This is a genomic window from Candidatus Afararchaeum irisae (assembly GCA_034190545.1).
Taxonomy (GTDB): Archaea; Halobacteriota; Halobacteria; order Halobacteriales; family Afararchaeaceae; genus Afararchaeum; species Afararchaeum irisae.
On record JAXIOF010000014.1, the window covers coordinates 59,773 to 77,176 of the forward strand.

14 protein-coding genes and 1 pseudogene are annotated in these 17,404 nt (G+C 57.8%); 13 read left to right on the plus strand and 2 right to left on the minus strand.

Annotation, left to right across the window (positions count from 1 at the left end; translation table 11 throughout):
• The first annotated feature begins 2 nt into the window (after nucleotides 1-2).
• The 9 genes and pseudogenes from ahaC (at nucleotide 3) to SV253_01765 (ending at nucleotide 10,802) form a co-directional block, all read left to right on the plus strand.
• Complete coding sequence (gene ahaC, locus SV253_01725) at nucleotides 3-1,106, plus strand: ATP synthase A1 subunit C (GenBank protein MDY6774800.1); 1,104 nt, start codon at nucleotides 3-5, stop codon at nucleotides 1,104-1,106.
• The gene (locus tag SV253_01730) at nucleotides 1,103-1,417 is read left to right on the plus strand and encodes a V-type ATP synthase subunit F (protein MDY6774801.1); all 315 of its coding nucleotides are present in this window, start codon (nucleotides 1,103-1,105) and stop codon (nucleotides 1,415-1,417) included. Before ahaC ends, SV253_01730 begins: the two co-directional genes overlap by 4 nt.
• A gap of 2 nt (nucleotides 1,418-1,419) precedes the next feature.
• On the plus strand, nucleotides 1,420-3,180 hold the full coding sequence (locus SV253_01735) for an ATP synthase subunit A (GenBank protein ID MDY6774802.1): 1,761 nt from the start codon (nucleotides 1,420-1,422) through the stop codon (nucleotides 3,178-3,180).
• Nucleotides 3,181-3,184: 4 nt separating this feature from the next.
• The gene (locus SV253_01740; GenBank protein ID MDY6774803.1) at nucleotides 3,185-4,603 is read left to right on the plus strand and encodes a V-type ATP synthase subunit B; all 1,419 of its coding nucleotides are present in this window, start codon (nucleotides 3,185-3,187) and stop codon (nucleotides 4,601-4,603) included.
• A 31-nt stretch (nucleotides 4,604-4,634) separates the two neighbouring features.
• Nucleotides 4,635-5,348 carry a V-type ATP synthase subunit D gene (locus SV253_01745; protein ID MDY6774804.1) on the plus strand — a complete coding sequence of 238 codons (714 nt, stop codon included), beginning with the start codon at nucleotides 4,635-4,637 and terminating at the stop codon, nucleotides 5,346-5,348.
• Nucleotides 5,349-5,610: 262 nt separating this feature from the next.
• Nucleotides 5,611-5,706, plus strand: a pseudogene (locus SV253_01750) (TrmB family transcriptional regulator).
• A gap of 411 nt (nucleotides 5,707-6,117) precedes the next feature.
• A complete protein-coding gene (locus SV253_01755) occupies nucleotides 6,118-8,055 on the plus strand; it encodes an aconitate hydratase (GenBank protein ID MDY6774805.1) in 1,938 nt (645 codons plus the stop codon).
• A gap of 57 nt (nucleotides 8,056-8,112) precedes the next feature.
• On the plus strand, nucleotides 8,113-8,616 hold the full coding sequence (locus tag SV253_01760; protein MDY6774806.1) for an LUD domain-containing protein: 504 nt from the start codon (nucleotides 8,113-8,115) through the stop codon (nucleotides 8,614-8,616).
• Nucleotides 8,613-10,802: an LUD domain-containing protein gene (locus tag SV253_01765; GenBank protein MDY6774807.1), complete on the plus strand. Its 2,190-nt coding sequence runs from the start codon at nucleotides 8,613-8,615 to the stop codon at nucleotides 10,800-10,802. The genes SV253_01760 and SV253_01765 overlap by 4 nt, the downstream gene beginning before the upstream one ends.
• Nucleotides 10,803-10,819: 17 nt before the next feature.
• Here the strand turns inward: SV253_01765 and SV253_01770 are convergent, their stop codons facing one another.
• A complete protein-coding gene (locus tag SV253_01770; GenBank protein ID MDY6774808.1) occupies nucleotides 10,820-11,905 on the minus strand; it encodes a tRNA (guanine(10)-N(2))-dimethyltransferase in 1,086 nt (361 codons plus the stop codon).
• A gap of 106 nt (nucleotides 11,906-12,011) precedes the next feature.
• On the opposite strand from SV253_01770, the gene SV253_01775 reads away from it, so the two are divergent.
• The gene (locus SV253_01775) at nucleotides 12,012-13,019 is read left to right on the plus strand and encodes a hypothetical protein (protein ID MDY6774809.1); all 1,008 of its coding nucleotides are present in this window, start codon (nucleotides 12,012-12,014) and stop codon (nucleotides 13,017-13,019) included.
• Between the two features lie 37 nt (nucleotides 13,020-13,056).
• Nucleotides 13,057-13,650, plus strand: a complete 594-nt coding sequence (locus tag SV253_01780; GenBank protein MDY6774810.1) for a DUF2150 family protein — start codon at nucleotides 13,057-13,059, stop codon at nucleotides 13,648-13,650.
• A gap of 15 nt (nucleotides 13,651-13,665) precedes the next feature.
• Here the strand turns inward: SV253_01780 and SV253_01785 are convergent, their stop codons facing one another.
• A complete protein-coding gene (locus SV253_01785; GenBank protein ID MDY6774811.1) occupies nucleotides 13,666-14,175 on the minus strand; it encodes an HAD hydrolase-like protein in 510 nt (169 codons plus the stop codon).
• Between the two features lie 57 nt (nucleotides 14,176-14,232).
• Here SV253_01785 and SV253_01790 point away from each other — a divergent pair, with 57 nt between their 5' ends.
• Together SV253_01790 and SV253_01795 are read left to right on the plus strand one after the other, a co-directional pair.
• Entirely contained in the window at nucleotides 14,233-15,987 is a 1,755-nt protein-coding gene (locus SV253_01790; protein MDY6774812.1) for a DNA mismatch repair protein, read from the plus strand.
• A 42-nt stretch (nucleotides 15,988-16,029) separates the two neighbouring features.
• Nucleotides 16,030-17,313 (plus strand): amidohydrolase, encoded by a 1,284-nt coding sequence (locus SV253_01795; GenBank protein ID MDY6774813.1) that lies wholly within the window; start codon nucleotides 16,030-16,032, stop codon nucleotides 17,311-17,313.
• Nucleotides 17,314-17,404 lie beyond the last annotated feature (91 nt).

Below are 17,404 nucleotides of genomic sequence, written 5' to 3' on the forward strand. Positions count from 1 at the left end.
TCGTGGTAGGGAGCGTCGATTCCGAGGTCTCAGGCGAGTCGAACTTCGAGTATGTGACCTCGCGTGTCCGTGTCCGTAAGTCGAAGCTCTTCGACGAGGACGACTACAGGAAACTCGTGCGTATGCAGCCCAACGAGATAGCGCGGTTCATGGAGGAGTCGGAGTACTCACGCGAGGTAGACCGTCTCGCATCGCGGTATACAGGTGTCGACCTCATCGAGTACGCTCTCTACGACAACATGGCGCGTCATTTCAGCGACATAGTCCGCTGGTCAAACGGCAAACTTCACAGTCTAGTCGTCGAGTACTTGCGTAGCTACGACGCGTGGAATATCAAGACGGTTCTACGTGGCGTCTACACGGGTGCTACGGAGACTGAGATAAAGAATGACCTCATCCTCGCGGGAGAGCTTGATGAGGAGTTCTTCGACCAGATCGTGGGACTAGAAGATGTCGAACAGGTTGTCGAAGCCGTCTCTGACACTGTTTTCGGAGATTCCCTCAAGGACGCAGTCAGTGAGTTCCGCGAGACAGGGGTTCTCCTCCCGCTCGAAAACGCAGTCGACAGAACGTTCTACGAACAGCTAGTCGGCTCTGACGGCGATCTCGGGGAGGCTCTCCAGTCGAAGTACCAGAGTGGTCAGGGACCCAGACAGGTCTACAACGACCTTCTCAGGGTCGAGATAGACATACTCAACATACGTAACACTGTCCGTGTTGCCGAGGAGATGGAGAACGTCGATATCTCCGATTACTTCATCGAGGGCGGAAAGGTCTTCTCTGAGGACGATCTCAAGAGGCTCTCGGGCAACCGCGAGGAGCTACTCAACGCACTTAGGGAGTCCGAATACGGCGACCGTCTCGAAGATGCCATAACCTCTCTTGAGGAGGCAGGAAGCCTCACTGAGTTCGACGAGGCGATAGACAGGGTTCTGATGGGATACTCACAGCGGATGACCTACCAGTATCCCCTCTCGATGGCTCCCGTGATCTCGTACATACTTCACAAGGAGCGTGAGGTCGCTAACATACGTGCTATAGCACGTGGGAAAGAAGCCGGACTCAGCCGTGAGGAGATAGAAGACACCATAATGGTGGTAGAATGAAGGTAGGTGTGATCGGAAGTCCCGACTTCACCGACGGTTTCCGTCTCGCGGGAGTCGACACCTTCCGTGAGGTGCGTGACCAGAACAAGGACGACGAACTAGACGGCGCAGTCGAGGATCTCCTCGAAAACGACGAAGTCGGAATAATAGTGATGCACCAAGACGACCTCGACTACCTGTCGAGGGACGTCAGGAACGAGGTAGAGAACAGCATAGAGCCGACCTTTGTGACCCTCGGCGGTGAGGGCGGCGCAGGCGGACTCAGACAGAAGATAAAACGTGCAATCGGAATAGACCTTATGGAGGAATAAACATGAGCAAGGCAGAACAGCAGACCGTCGAAGACGGTGATGGCGAGATATCCAACGTGAGCGGTCCCGTCGTTGAGGCGACGGGTCTCGACGCACGTATGAACGACGTCGTCTACGTCGGAGACGAAGGACTGATGGGTGAGGTCATAGAGATAGAGGGCGACACGACGACTATACAGGTCTACGAGGAGACATCGGGGATAAGCCCCGGAGAGCCCGTCGTTACGACGGGAGCACCCCTGAGTGTCGACCTCGGACCCGGAATACTCGACACGATATACGACGGAGTCCAGCGTCCTCTCGACATTCTTGAGGACGAGATGGGGGCTTTCCTCGACAGAGGAGTCGACGCCCCGGGTATCGACCTCGAAAAGGAGTGGGAGTTCGTCCCCGAGGTCGAGGAGGGCGACGAGATAAGCTCCGGAGACATAGTCGGCACAGTCCCTGAGACAATAAGCATAGACCACAAGGTAATGGTTCCGCCCGACGAGGAAGGTGGCACCGTCGCCGAGATCAAGCAGGGAGATTACACCGTTGAGGAGCCTGTCGTGATACTCGAAGACGGAACTGAGATCACGATGAAACAGGAGTGGCCTGTCAGGAAGTCGAGACCCTTCGACGAGAAGGTCACTCCGCGCGACCCTCTCGTGACGGGACAGCGTGTACTCGACGGTCTCTTCCCTATCGCTAAGGGAGGAACCGCTGCGATTCCGGGACCCTTCGGAAGCGGAAAGACAGTCACACAGCACCAGCTTGCGAAATGGAGTGACGCAGACATAGTCATCTATGTCGGCTGTGGTGAGAGAGGAAACGAGATGACTGAGGTCGTCGACGACTTCCCTGAACTCGAAGATCCCAAGACGGGGAACCCCCTGATGTCGAGGACTTCTCTCATAGCTAACACGAGTAACATGCCCGTCGCGGCGCGCGAGTCTTCGATATACACCGGAATTACTCTCGCCGAGTACTACCGTGACATGGGATACGACGTCGCTCTGATGGCGGACTCGACGAGCCGATGGGCGGAGGCGATGCGTGAGATATCCTCGCGCCTTGAGGAGATGCCGGGTGAGGAGGGATACCCCGCGTACCTCGCCGCGGCTCTCGCCGAGTTCTACGAGAGAGCGGGACGTGTCAACACTCTCGGAAACCAGGACGGCAGCGTGAGTGTCATAGGTGCTGTCTCTCCCCCGGGAGGCGACTTCTCGGAGCCCGTCACACAGAACACTCTACGTATCGTGAAGTGCTTCTGGGCTCTCGACGCCGACCTCGCCGAGAGACGCCACTTCCCGTCGATAAACTGGAACGACTCGTACTCACTCTACAAGAACCAGCTCGACCCGTTCTTCGAGGACGAGGTCGACTCCGACTGGCCCAACGCGAGACAGTGGGCTGTGGGTGTACTCGACGAGGAGAACGAGCTACAGGAGATCGTCCAGCTCGTCGGAAAGGACGCTCTTCCCGAGGATCAGCAGCTCACACTCGAGGTCGCGCGTTACATACGTGAGGTCTTCCTCCAGCAGAACGCCTTCCACGACGTCGATACCTACTGTGAGCTAGACAAGCAGTTCGCGATGCTGAGTCTGATACGTAAGTTCAACGACCTAGCATTCGACGCACTCGACGCGGGCGTGCCTGTCGAGGAGATAAACCAGGCGGAGACGCCCAAGAGACTCTTCGACATACCCACGGAGGAGGACTGGGAGCCCCTCGTCGACGAGATAGACGACGAGTTAGAGAACGAGTTCAACGAAATGAGGTGATAAGATGAAGGAGTACAAGACAATAAACGAGATCAGCGGACCCCTTGTGATGGTCGAGGTCGACGAGCCCGTCGGATACGACGAGATGGTCGAGATAAAGGTCGGCGACGAGATCAAGAAGGGGCAGGTTCTCGAAGCGGGAGACGACATAGTCAGCGTCCAGGTCTTCGAGGGTACGAACGAGATAGACCAGAACTCGAGCGTACGTTTCCTCGGAGAGACGATGAAGATGCCCGTCACCGAGGATCTCCTCGGACGCGTCCTGTCGGGACGTGGAAACCCCATAGACGGCGGTGCTGAGATAGTCCCCGACGAGAGACGTGACATAATCGGCTCCTCGATAAATCCGACCGCGCGCGAGTATCCCAAGGAGTTCATACAGACGGGTATAAGCGCGATAGACGGCATGAACACCCTCATACGTGGGCAGAAGCTCCCGATATTCTCGGGAAGCGGACTTCCCCACAACGACCTCGCGCTCCAGATTGCGCGACAGGCTGAGGTTCCCGAGGAAGGTGACGAAGACACCGAGTTCGCGGTTGTCTTCGGCGCGATGGGAATCACACAGGAGGAGGCAAACGAGTTCCTGGAGGAGTTCGAACGCACCGGCGCGCTCGAACGTTCTGTCGTCTTCCAGAACCTCGCCGACGACCCCGCTGTCGAACGTATAGTCACTCCGAGACTCGCTCTCACGACGGCGGAGTACCTCGCCTTCGACAAGGGATACCACGTCCTCACTATACTCACAGACATGACCAACTACTGTGAGGCTCTGCGTGAGATAGGCGCGGCGCGTGAGGAGGTTCCGGGACGACGTGGATACCCGGGTTACATGTACACCGACCTCGCCTCGCTCTACGAGAGAGCGGGACGTATCGAGGGGGTCGAGGGAAGTGTGACACAGATCCCTATACTCACGATGCCGGGAGACGACGACACACATCCCATACCTGACCTCACCGGCTACATTACCGAGGGTCAGATATACATAGACAGGAACCTCGAGTCGGAGGGAGTCGTCCCGCCGATAGACGTCCTTCCGTCGCTCTCGCGTCTGATGGACGACGGAATAGGAGAGGGATTCACACGTGCCGACCACGAGGACGTTGCCAACCAGATGTACGCCGCCTACGCCGAGGGTAACGACCTCAGAGACCTCGTTAACATTGTCGGACGTGAGGCTCTCTCGGAGAGGGACAACCTCTTCCTCGACTTCGCCGACAGATTCGAACAGGAGTTCGTCAACCAGGGCTGGAACACCAACCGCTCTATAGAGGACACTCTCGGAATAGCGTGGGATCTCCTCTCGATGCTCCCGAAGGACGAGCTCAAACGTGTCGGCGACGAGTTCATTGAGGAGTACTACGTGGGTGAAGACGGAGACGACGAGACCGAGAAAGCTGAAGCCGAGGCGAAGGCTTAACCTCGTCAAAACATAACATCCTCACAAAACAATGGCAGTAGAGGACGTCAAACCCACGCGTAAGAACCTGATGGAGATCAAGGATCGTATCGAGCTCTCCGAACAGGGTCACGACACTCTCGAGAAGAAGCGCGACGGACTCATAATGGAGTTCATGGAGATACTCGATGAGGCTCAGGACGTACGTTCACAGCTCGAACAGGACTACGACGAGGCTCAGAAGAAGATCAACAAGGCTCGGGCAATGGACGGCGACCTCGCCGTGAGAGGCGCGGCGAGTGCCCGCGCTGAGACTCCCGAGATAGTCGTCGACTCGAAGAACATAATGGGAGTCGTAGTCCCTCAGATCGAGGGATCGAAGGTACAGAAAGACGTCGGAGAGCGCGGCTACGGTCTCTTAGGCACGAGTGCACGTGTCGACGAGGCGGCGGTGGCTTACGAGAAGCTCCTCGACTCGATAATACTCGCCGCCGAGATAGAGACCGCGATGAGAAAGATGCTCGACGAGATTGAGAAGACGAAGAGACGTGTCAATGCTCTCGAGTTCAAGCTCCTTCCCGAGCTCAAGGAGGCGCGTGACTTCATAGAGCTACGTCTCGACGAGATGGAACGCGAGGAGATCTTCCGTATGAAGAAGATAAAGGAGAAGAAGGAAGAGGAGGAAGAAGAAGACGACTTCGTAAGTCAGTTCGACGACCCGCCGTCGGAGACAGAGACGCCCGACCGCGTCCCGAGCGACGACTGATCGGGCTGAGATCTCTTTTTTCTCTCTGTCCCTTCTATACTCGTCGGGGGGTTCAGACGAGTCACAGCGCGGTCACACCATTTGAGGTCGCCCGAAGAGACCGACGAAGACCCTGAAGACACTGAGAGACGTATCCAGCCACTACATGCACTCCATCTTGTTGAGACTGAGAGACGGAACGGAGACTCCGAGGACAGGTACACAAGCCGACTCCCAACGCTACGACATCCTCGGAGTCGACATGGATCGAGACGAGAGTACTGCCGAGATACACATACGTGGTACTATCTCGGCGTTCGAGGAGGGCGACTCCGTAGAGGTGGGTTCGACACCCCTCTCGAAGCTGGTTATTCACGGCGACGTGACCCAGACTGTGTCTCCCAGAAACACGGTTAAGTACCATATCACGCTATGACTGTCGATGACTGAGAGGCGGATTGTGTATAGCGATATTTACTTTATTGAGCTCTAATGAGGCTCACAGTCGCGACTAGACTTACTGAAAGATCTGACCAAGGACATTCACAGACTCTCTGAATCTGTGGGTAAACAAGATCAGAGATCTTGTGATATTCGCAAACCCCCGATTCTTGCGTGTAGGCAATATCAAAGATCCTGCAACAGAACCTCCTATCTGTCTCTTCTTCCCCTGATACACCGTCGTCGTTACGTCGTAAACCCCAATCCGCTATACAGACTCCGTGGTTCTCCGTGACGGTTTCGGACACGGCTGAAAACTCTTATTAGGTTGCCGTGGTTATCACCACACATGGGACAAAACATCACTCAGAAGATTATCTCCGACCACTTGGTGGAAGGAGATATGGAGCCTGGCGAGGAGATCGGGATAGACGTCGACCAGGTTCTGTCTCAGGACACGACAGGCACACTCGTCTGGCTCCAGTTCGAGGCACTCGACATGCCCGAACACAAGACCGAACTCGCCGCACAGTACTGTGACCACCAGACCTACCAGTTCGACTTCAAGAACACCGACGACCACCGTTTCCTCAAGAGCGCGTCGAACAAGTACGGCGCGTGGTTCTCACGCCCCGGAAACGGCATATGCCACCAGGTACACACAGAGAACTTCGCCGAGCCCGGCAAGGTTCTTCTCGGAGCCGACTCCCACACGCCGACACAGGGCGGAATGGGTATGCTCTCGATAGGTGCGGGAGGTCTCGACATAGCCGTAGCGATGGGTGGAGGTGCCTACTACATCGAGATGCCCGAGGTCGTCGAGGTACGTCTCACGGGAGAGCTACCTGACTGGGCGACTGCGAAGGACGTCATACTCGAGATGCTCCGACGTCATGGCGTCGAGGGCGGAGTCGGTAAGGTCTTCGAGTACACGGGTCCCGGTGTCGAGAGTCTCTCAGTCCCCGAGAGGACGACTATCACTAACATGGGTACGGAGCTCGGAGCGACTTCGAGTGTCTTCCCGAGTGACGAGAGGACACGCGACTACCTCGAACGTCTCGGAAGAGAGGAAGACTACACAGAGCTCAAGCCCGACGACGACGCCGAGTACGACGACACGATAGAGATCGACCTCGGCGAGATAGAGCCTCTCGTCGCGTGTCCGAGCATGCCCGACAATGTCGTTCCCGTCTCCGAGGTCGAGGGAACCGAAGTCGAACAGGTCATGGTCGGATCGTGTACCAACGGCGGATACGAGGATGTCGAGTCTTTCGCGCGCACACTCGACGGAAACACGGTCGACGAGGACGTCCACGCTATCGTCGCTCCGGCGTCGAAACAGACCGATGAGATGCTCGCGAGAAACGGAACAGCCGCCGACCTCATGGCTGCGGGCGTCAACTGGTCCGAGTCGACGTGTGGCGCGTGCATCGGAATAGGACACGTCCCCGCGAGCGACTCCGCCTCACTCAGAACCTTCAACCGCAACTTCGAGGGACGTTCGGGAATAGAGGACGACGCAGTCTACCTCTCGTCGCCCGAGGTCGCCGCCGCCGCAGCAGTCGAGGGCGAACTCGTAGACCCGCGTGACTACGCCGAGACCTACGGAGTCGACTCTCCCGAAACAGTCGTACCTGACGGCTTCTCGGGAAGCAAGGTCGACCTACTCGAACCCGACGAAGAAGACGTCGAGCTAAAGAAAGGACCCAATATCGGCGAGGTACCTCTCAAGGATCCCCTCGGTGACACCGTAGAGGGAGAGACACTACTCAAGGTCGGCGACGACATAACCACCGACCACATCATACCCGCGACGAGTGAGATACTCATGTACAGGTCGAACATAGACAAGCTCTCGGAGTACACTCTCTCACGTGTCGACCCCGACTTCGCCGAACGCGCGAAACAGAAGGGCAGCGGCGTCATAGTCGGCGGAGAGAACTACGGACAGGGATCGAGCCGTGAGCACGCCGCGCTGTGTCCGATGAACTTAGGCGTCGAGGCGGTCGTCGCTAAGTCGTTCGCGCGCATACACAAGGCGAACCTATTCAACTTCGGTCTCCTTCCGCTGACCTTCAAGAACCCCGACGACTACGAGAAGATAGACGAGGGCGACGACCTGCGTATCGAGAACGTCGTCGAGAAGGTCGAGGCAGGAGACGAGGAGTTCACTCTCGTCAATGAGACGAACGGAATAGAGATACCCGTCGAACTCGAAGCCAGTGAGAGAGAGCGCCGACTCCTCGCAGCGGGTGGAAAGCTCCCGTACACGAAGCAGAACGCATAACCTAACACGTAACGCGTAAGAAGTCTCGGACGGTAGACAGACATAGAGGTAGTGGTAGTGAAACACGAATCCGACTCCGACTCTGCCCCTTCTTTGGACGAGTTCGAGGAAAGACTCGCTGACTTGGGCGTCGGAGTTACGGCTGTGCCGAGGTCGGATCTCTCGGACGCGGTCGACGATGCTACTGAGGGGACTGCGGTCGCGTCGTCGGATCTCGATGGCTCTATTCTCCCCGACTATACCGAGACCCAGCCTTCGGAAGACGAGATACGTGACGCCGACACGGGGATTACGAGAGCGGAGTTCGGCGTCGCTTCCTACGGGACTCTCGGTATCGTCTCGGAGGGACGCGCGAGCCAGGTGAGTCTGTATCCCGACAGACACGTCGCCGTCCTGAGACGTGACGACCTCGTGGAAGACATCGAAACGGCTCTCGAACTCGTCGACTCCGCCGACACCGACGTCGTACTCGCTACGGGGGTTAGCTCAACGAGTGACATGGGCGAGTCGGTCAGGGGAGTTCACGGTGTCTCGACCGCCGAGGTAGTGGTGGTAGAATGAGTGATACTGAGAAAGCCGAATACATAAACCGGATACTCGAAGACGAGGGCGACGCAGTCTACGGTAACACACACCATTTCAACGAGTCGCGTGATGCCGCCGTAGACGGACTCGGCGACAGATACGAAGACCTCAGGTCGGAGGCTCGCGCGATAAAGGAAGACGCCATAGAACGGCTTCCGTCACTTATCGAGGAGCTACGTGAGACCGTCGAGTCGAACGGAGGCACCGTATACGTCGCAGACGACGCCGAAGACGCCCGTCGGTACGTAGCCGAGGTGTCTGAAGACGCCGACGCCGACACCGCTGTCAAGAGCAAGTCGATGACTACCGAGGAGATAGACCTCAACGACGCGCTCGAAGAAGAAAATGTCGACGTCTACGAGACCGACCTCGGCGAGTTCGTGATACAGCTCGCCGACGAGGAGCCGTCCCATATCATAGGACCCGGAATACACAAGTCGAGACAGAAGATAGCACGTCTCTTCAACGACAAGTTCGACCTCGATCACGACCTCGAAACCGCCGAGGAGCTTACCGAGTTCGCGAGCGACTACCTCGGTGACAGGATAGACGACGCAGACGTCGGCATCACGGGAGCCAACTTCGTCTCCGCCGAGTCGGGGACAGTCGCAGTAGTCACCAACGAGGGGAACGCCCGTAAGGTCGTAGAGTCGACACCCACACACGTCGCAGTAGCGGGGATCGAGAAGATACTACCGTCTGTCGCCGAGATGAAGCCCTTCATAGAGCTCATAGGAAGGTCGGGTACGGGACAGGCGATCACGTCGTACGTCTCTCTTCTGACCCCACCTCTCGACAGCCCTGTCTTCGGTGAGGACGCCGACGCCGAGGACCGAGAGTTCCACCTCGTCCTCGTCGACAACGGAAGGTCGGAGATGAGACAAGACGAGGTTCTGAGGGAGACACTCTACTGCATCCGTTGTTCGGCGTGTCTCAACACGTGTCCCAACTTCCAGAGCGCGGGAGGACACGTCTTCGGCGGTGAGACCTACACCGGTGGGATCGCCACGGGATGGGAAGCGGGCGTCGAGGGTCTTGACTCCGCCGAGGAGTTCAACGACCTGTGTACGGGCTGTTCGAGATGTGTCAACAAATGCCCCGTGAAGATCGACATACCGTGGATAAACACCGCAGTACGTGACAGGATAAACAGAGACGGCGACTCCGAACTCGACTTCGTCTACGAGGGTCTTCTTCCCGCAGAAGACTCCGAGACTACTCCACGTCTACGTAAATTGCTCTTCGGCAACTTCGAGAGGATCGCGCGCATCGGTTCGAAGACCGCACCTGTCTCTAACCTCCTCGCCGAGAGCCGTCCCGCGAAGTACCTACTCGACCGTGTAGGCGTAGACTCTCGACGCGACCTCCCTGAGTTCGAGTCGACGACTCTGAGAGACTGGTTCGAGTCGCGGGCTCCTAAGTCATCTGAGACCCACGAGACTGTCGTCCTCTATCCCGACGTCTACACTAACTACATCAACGTCGAGAGAGGTAAAGCCGCAGTACGTGTCCTCGAATCCCTCGGCGTCGAGGTCGTGGTTCCCGACCTCCCGGGGACTGGACGCGCACCTCTTTCCCAGGGAATGGTCGAGACCGCGAGACTCAAAGCCGAGGATCTCTACGACGCCGTCGCCGACCTCGACCTCGACCTACGAGACGACACCAAGATAGTCGTAGTCGAGCCGTCATCTCTCGCGATGCTCAGAAGCGACTACGAGAAGCTCCTTCCCGAGGACGAGTACGCCGAGATAAGCGCGAGGAGCTACGAACTCTTCGAGTACATAGACGGTCTCATCGACTCAGACCCTTCGCTCAGAAACTGTCTCGTGCGCCGGTCTGGAGACGTCTTCTACCACTCTCACTGTCAGCAGAGGACACTCGGACTCGAAGAGCCGACTGTCGAAGTCCTCGAAGCCGCGGGATACGACGTCACGACCTCCGACGCCGAGTGCTGTGGTATGGCGGGGTCGTTCGGCTACAAGTCGGAGTACTACGACCTCAGTGTCGACGTCGGTGAGAAGATACAGAAACCCGAAGACTCCGACCACCTAGTCGCGAGCGGCTCGTCGTGTGAGGATCAGATGAACGACCTACTCAGCCCCAACCCTGAGACGCGCCATCCCGTACGTCTCCTCGACCCGAAGCACGTCATCCAGGACTGATACTATACTACACTATACTACTCGCCGACGAACTCCTCAAGCTCGTCTACGTCGGCGTCTGTCTTTATCGCAGTTCCCGAGTAATGCGCGCGGCTAGCCTCGAAGCCGGCTTCTCTGATCATCTCGACCGACTCGTCTATCTTGTACGGGGTCACGCCCCATTTCTTCGACAGCTTGTGGTGGTCGTAATGTGTCGGCGTCTCTATCTCGTCCCTCACGAGACGCAGAACCTTCCTCGCGCGTTTATACGTCCCCATGTACCTCTCTATCTCGTCCCTGACCTCGTCGACGAACTCCGGGTCACGTACCGAGTCTATCCAGAGGGGACCTGCTACCCTCATCTCGGAGCCACAGTTGGGACAGTCGCGCTCGCCGTCGAAGATCATTCCGTGTGAAGACGTCCTGTAGTAACAGTCGAAGCAGTGGGAGATGTATCCGAGACCTTCGAGCGAGGCGTTGGCGACCTTACCGCCTGTGTCGAGGCTCATGTATGTCCTGACATAGTGGTCGGAGACGTGTGATAAGACTGGCTCGGCGGCGACGTCGTGTCTCGCCGCAGTTCTCACGAGGGCTCCTATAAGGACACGTAGACCCATCTCGGGATGGTACTCTGTGTTGAGAGGAACCGCGGAGTACCTTCTCCTGTCGCTCGAATGCGCTCCACATAGGGGTGCGGTGTCAGTAGCCGTGAAACACGCGACTGACTGCGCTGAGTTGAAGGCGGAGTCGGCAAAGACTACGGGACTCCCGAAGGGATCGACATCGACGACGTCAGCGGTCTTCGACCACATGAAGACGTTCGAGTCCGACCTCACGACATCGCCGTCGGCGTCGTTTTCTTCGAGGTTCGACCGTGCGAGATCGACGGCGTCGGGGCTCCTGTCGTTCATGGTTACATCGACGCCCGCCTCTACTGCGGCTCTCACGCCTCTTATCCCCGTCGCGGTCATCGCGTCGGCGTAGGTCGTCTCGCCAGGATCGTCCTCGCCGCTTACCGCGTTGAGGACTGCGACCGTGATGTCGCGGTTCATCTCCATGTCGGGGTTGTAGAAGACGTCGTCGGTCGTCCGTACCGTAACCTCGCCCTCGGTGACTTTCTCCATACCACAGATCGACGGCGTAACGACAAATGAGTTCCGTACTCCGACGCGCCGACAGAGTAATGTCGCTCGACAGTAATGTGTGGATGGGGGGAAATAGCACAAGTACATGGCTACTGTCAGATACACTGACTTCTCATCGTACGACGACTCAGAGGCTGTGAGACGTTTCACCAACCATCTCAGGGACGAGATCGCGGCTATGTCGCGTGTTCTCGTCGAGTACGCCACGTTCAGACAGGATCTCATCTTCGACCTGATCGAGGAGAAGGAGATGGGGAAAGACAAGAAGAGACCCGGTACGGACGAGTCTGTGCCCCGGAGATCCGATCTCGACGCTGAGCCGGGGACGACCGAGTTTCTGAGACAGGTCGAGAGACAGAGGGAAGACGACGAGGAACACAGACGCGAAGCCATACGTGAGTCAGTAGGTGAGTATGTCTTCACTGTTCCCGAGATCTCCGACTCACTCGGCTGGTCTCAAGATGAGACACGCGGCGTTCTCTCTACTATGGTCGAGGAGGGAGCTGTCGAGAGACACAACGACGCCTACACAGCAGTACCTAACCCCGACAGGGAGACGGGCTACGACCGTTTCGAGTACATAGTCTCCGACAACTGCGAGATATACCCCGTCGGAAAGAGAGGAGACGGAAACGGCTGTTCGCCCTTCAGTCTGATAGATAATCCGACAGTCGTCGATACGACCGACTACGTCTCACATGTCGAGAGATCAGAGTTCGACGATGTCTCTCTCGAAGTCTCCGTGCCTGACTCTCTCAAGGACTCCGTCGTCGAGAACCTACGTCTCAGACGTGTCTTAGACGGCACGAATCTCACCGAGTACGCCCAGATATACGAGACAACCGGCGAGAACTTTTCACGTGAAGACGTCGAACGGATGGGATGGTCTGAAGACCGCGTCTCCGAGGTTCTCGGATCAGTCTCGGAGGAGTCTTTCGTCGACGCCGACCACGACGGCTACGTCTGGGTCTCGGAGCCCGAGGTCGTCGTCGACGGGGTCTCCGAGGAAGACACCCGCGACTGGTTCGACTCCAACTCTCCCGACGACTGCGACCCCGAGGACGCGACTAAATGGCTCGGCTGGAGATACTGACCGAAACCGATTTTAGTCCGAGAGACATCTGGTTCGTATGGAAGAAGACGAGGGGTTCTATACTCGTGAACGTTGGAACAACTGGGTGGAACGGATAAGAGAAGAGGAGTTCGATCCCGAGTCAGAGGACAGCGCGCGTCTCTTCTTTAACCTTCAGGACGACGTGACGATAGCGTGTGCGAAGCTCGTAAAGGAACACGACGAGGGAGACGTCGGCTCCGAGGAGGCTCTCGAAGAGCTCACAGAGATACGTGAGGTAGTTCTCGACCAGGTCGAGATCGAAGACGAGGACAAACACATGATGCTCGACGGCGTCCAGACCTCGCTCATGGGAGTCATGGCGTCGTGTGAGGAGTACCTCGCTAACGGAGCCGACCCCGAGGGAGACGTCGAGGACTACATCTACGAGGCGAAGAACGCCGAGGACAACGGGGAGATGGAGAGATCCCTCGGTCTGATATCGAAGGCGGGTGCCAAGATACTCGACGGCGAGGAGTTCGATATAGAGGAGATCTACGACGACCTCGAATACGGCTTCGTGAGCGAATGGGTCAACGGACTCGACTCTCTCCACGACGCCGTCAAGGGACCTGAGACCATCGAGGAAGATGATGAGGACGAAGACGAGTAGCTAGATACAGCTATACTAAACTTTTCTGAACTCCACATCTGCTTTCTCCGCAGTCACGCGATCCCTCTCCGAGTTACCCACGAAGACAGCGTCGTCGGGGTCAACCGAGAGCCTCTCGACGGCTTCGAGTAGAGGCTCGGGATCGGGCTTCCAGCCGTCGACATCTTCTGTGTCACGTCCTACGACTGTGTCTATCTTTGAGTCGAGACCGTGTCTCTCGATTCCGACACGACATGCGCGTTCCGAGTTGAGAGAACAGACTCCCGTCGGAATGCCGTCCTCGACCTCGTCAGCGGTTTCGAGCCTCTCCGAGAACCTCGCACCCTCTACCTCGTGTCGTCTTATGATCTTCTCGACCTCATCGATTCCCTCCTCGTGTGCCGTGGCATACATCTCCCAGACACTCGGTGAGGTCTCTAATCCCTTCTCCGAAAGCAGTTCCGAGATCTCGTGTCTTACTCTGTCCCAGTCGACGTCAAGCAAGATCAGAGTTCCGTCGAGATCATAGACGACGGCTTCGTACATAGATGGGATACGACCACGAAATTCTTAAGCCCGACGAACCGTCTCGGTAACACACGGATGGATCTCGAAGACTACTGGGGGATCGGACCCAAGACGAGACAGACGCTTGAGACCGAGATAGGAGCCGATAAAGCAATAGACGCTATACAGAATGCGGACGTCAGGACTCTCGTGAACGCGGGGGTGACCAGGGGACGTGTCGTCCGTATACTCAGACGTGCCCACGAGACAGAGGGTCTCGAACTCCTCGAAACCTCCGACACCAGGGACGTCTACAGGGATCTCGTAGATCTCGTGACCCGGTACGCTCTCACCGAGGACGCCGAGAACAGGATACGTGTGATGACGCCGCTTCCGTCGGAGGAAGACGCCGAGAGGAGGCTCGATGAGGTTCTCGGAGCGAGGGAGTCGTGGTCACGTCTGAGCGACGAAGAACACGAAAGGATCATCGACGTCTTCGAGGAGTACGACTCCGAGGGTAGCCGGAAGGCTGCGGTCGATGCGGCTATACGTCTCTCAGACATAGACGACGACCGAGTCTTCACCAGACTCTCAGATCTCGACGTTGGAGCCCTCGAAGAGACAGTCGGCGTACTCGGAATCGTAGACGGGGATCGTGTCGAGGAAGGTGTAGACGAGGATCTCGACCAACTCCGACGCCAGCTCGAACTCGTCGACTCTCTCAGCGACTCAGCCTTCGATATCGTCGAGACCGTACGTTCGAGACTCGATGCCGGCGGGAGGAGGACGGGCGACGAGTTCAGGGAGGAGTTCGCCTACTACGTCTCCGACGAGACGGGGGTCGATCTCGACTCTGTCTACTCCGCCGCACCCGACGACGCAGTAGATGCCGCCGACCTCGTGACCAATACTCTCCGTAACCTACTCACGGATCTCGAAGAAGCCGTCGAGGACAGACACGACGAGGTCGTCGAAAGAGTAGAAACCAGGCTCGACGAAGCCCGTGACGACGTCGAGTCCGCGGTCGAGGCTGTCGACGACCTCGGCTTTCTACTCTCCCTCGCGAGGTTCGCCGACGAGTACGATCTTCGACGTCCGGAGTTCTCCGACGAAGAGCTTGGTGTCTCAGTAGTCGATGCACGTAACCTCAGCCTCTCAGCCGAGGGAGTCGACGTCCAGCCTGTCACGTACGGAGTAGGTGATACGTCTACCTCGGAGGTTCCGACTGACCGCGTCGCCGTCCTCACCGGGGCGAACAGCGGAGGTAAGACGACACTCCTCGAAACCGTCTGTCAGACGGTTCTTCTCGCACATATGGGACTCCCCGTACCCGCGGAGTCCGCCGAGGTCTCGTACTTCGACTCGGTCGTCTTCCACAGGAGACACGCGAGCTTCAACGCCGGAGTTCTCGAATCCACCCTGCGTTCGATCGTCCCGCCTCTCACGACCGACGAGACGACACTGATGCTCGTCGACGAGTTCGAGGCGATCACGGAGCCCGGAAGTGCGGCGAGTCTCCTACACGGTCTCGTGGGTCTCACCGTAGACACCGAAGCCACAGGAGTCTTCGTGACACATCTCGCCGACGACCTCGAACCTCTGCCCGAGCAAGCCCGTGTCGACGGCATATTCGCCGAGGGTCTCGACGACGACCTACAGCTTGAGGTCGACTACCAGCCGCGTTTCGAGACCGTCGGCAGATCGACCCCCGAGTTCATAGTCTCACGTCTCGTGGCGAACGCCTCAGACCGAACCGAGAGAGCGGGATTCGAGAGGCTAGCAGGGGCAGTCGGCGAGGAGGCAGTACAGAGCACACTCGATGACGCGGACTGGGAGGGCGAGACGCCGTAGCGTAGTACCCAGATTTAACTATGAGTGTCTGATACTCCAGCCATGGATCTCTGTGTACGTAACGGATACGTCTATACCGACGGCAGGATAGTCGAGAAGGACGTCGGTGTGCGTGACGGCGAGATAGTCGAGATAGGCGACATAGATGACGCCGACAGAGTACTCGATGCCGACGGCAACCTCGTGATGCCCGGACTCGTCAACGCCCACACACACGCCGCTATGACACTCTTCAGGGGGTACGCCGACGACCTCCCCCTCGAAACCTGGCTACGTGAGAAGATCTGGCCCATAGAGGCGAGGCTACAGCCCGACGACATCTACGCCGGAACGCGTCTCGCCGCGCTCGAGATGATAAAGTCGGGGACGACCTCCTTCGGCGACATGTACTTCGAGATGGAGAGGGTTGCCGAGGCGGTCGAGGAGGCGGGTCTCCGCGCGACCCTCGGCTACGGAATGATCACTGAGAACAAGGAGACTGAGGACGAGAAACGTGAGGAGCTCGAAGGTGGCGTCGAGTTTGTCCGCGAGTACGACGGCGCTGCGAACGGCAGAGTCTCAGCTATGCTCGCCCCCCATGCACCTTACTCGTGTGACGACTGGTTCCTCGAAGAAGCCGCCGAGAAAGCCGACGACCTCGCCTGTGTCTTCCACACACATCTCAGTGAGACACAGAACGAAGTCGAGAACTCGGTAGCTAATACGGGTGTGAGTCCGGCGTGGCATCTCGATAACCACGGGATACTCGGTGAAAACGTCTATGTCGCACACGGTGTCCATCTCGATCACGAGGAGATCGAGCTTCTGAGAGATAGGGACGTCAGCGTAGCACACTGTCCGTCGGCGAACATGAAGCTCGCCTCTGGAGCCGCTCCCGTCGACCTGATGGACTCGAAGGGGGTCAATGTCGCGATAGGAACCGACGGCGCGGCTTCGAACAACAACCTCGACATGTTCGAGGAGACGAGACGCGCCGCCCTCCTCTCGAAGGTCACCGAGTCGGACGCCGCCGCGGTTCCCGCCAAGACTGCTATCGAGATGGCGACACATAACGGGGGATACGCACTCGGAACCGAGGCGGGAGTGATAGAAAGAGGTCGTCCCGCCGACATGATCGTAGTCGACGTAGGATCGCCCCATCTCACGCCACACCACGACCTCATATCCAACCTCGTCTACTCGGCGAAGGGAACTGACGTCGTGGCTACTGTCGTCGACGGCGAGGTCGTGATGGAGGATCGGGAGGTTCTGACACTCGACGAGGAGAAGGTCAAGCAAGACGCTATAGAGGCTTCTGTGAGACTCGACTCGGAGGTCGCTGAGTAGAATGACATCCTCCCCGGCGTGAACGCCGGGGTTTCTTCCGTGGGAGTCTCAGCCGGTCTAAGATTCCCCGGAAGCAACATTCCCGTCACGG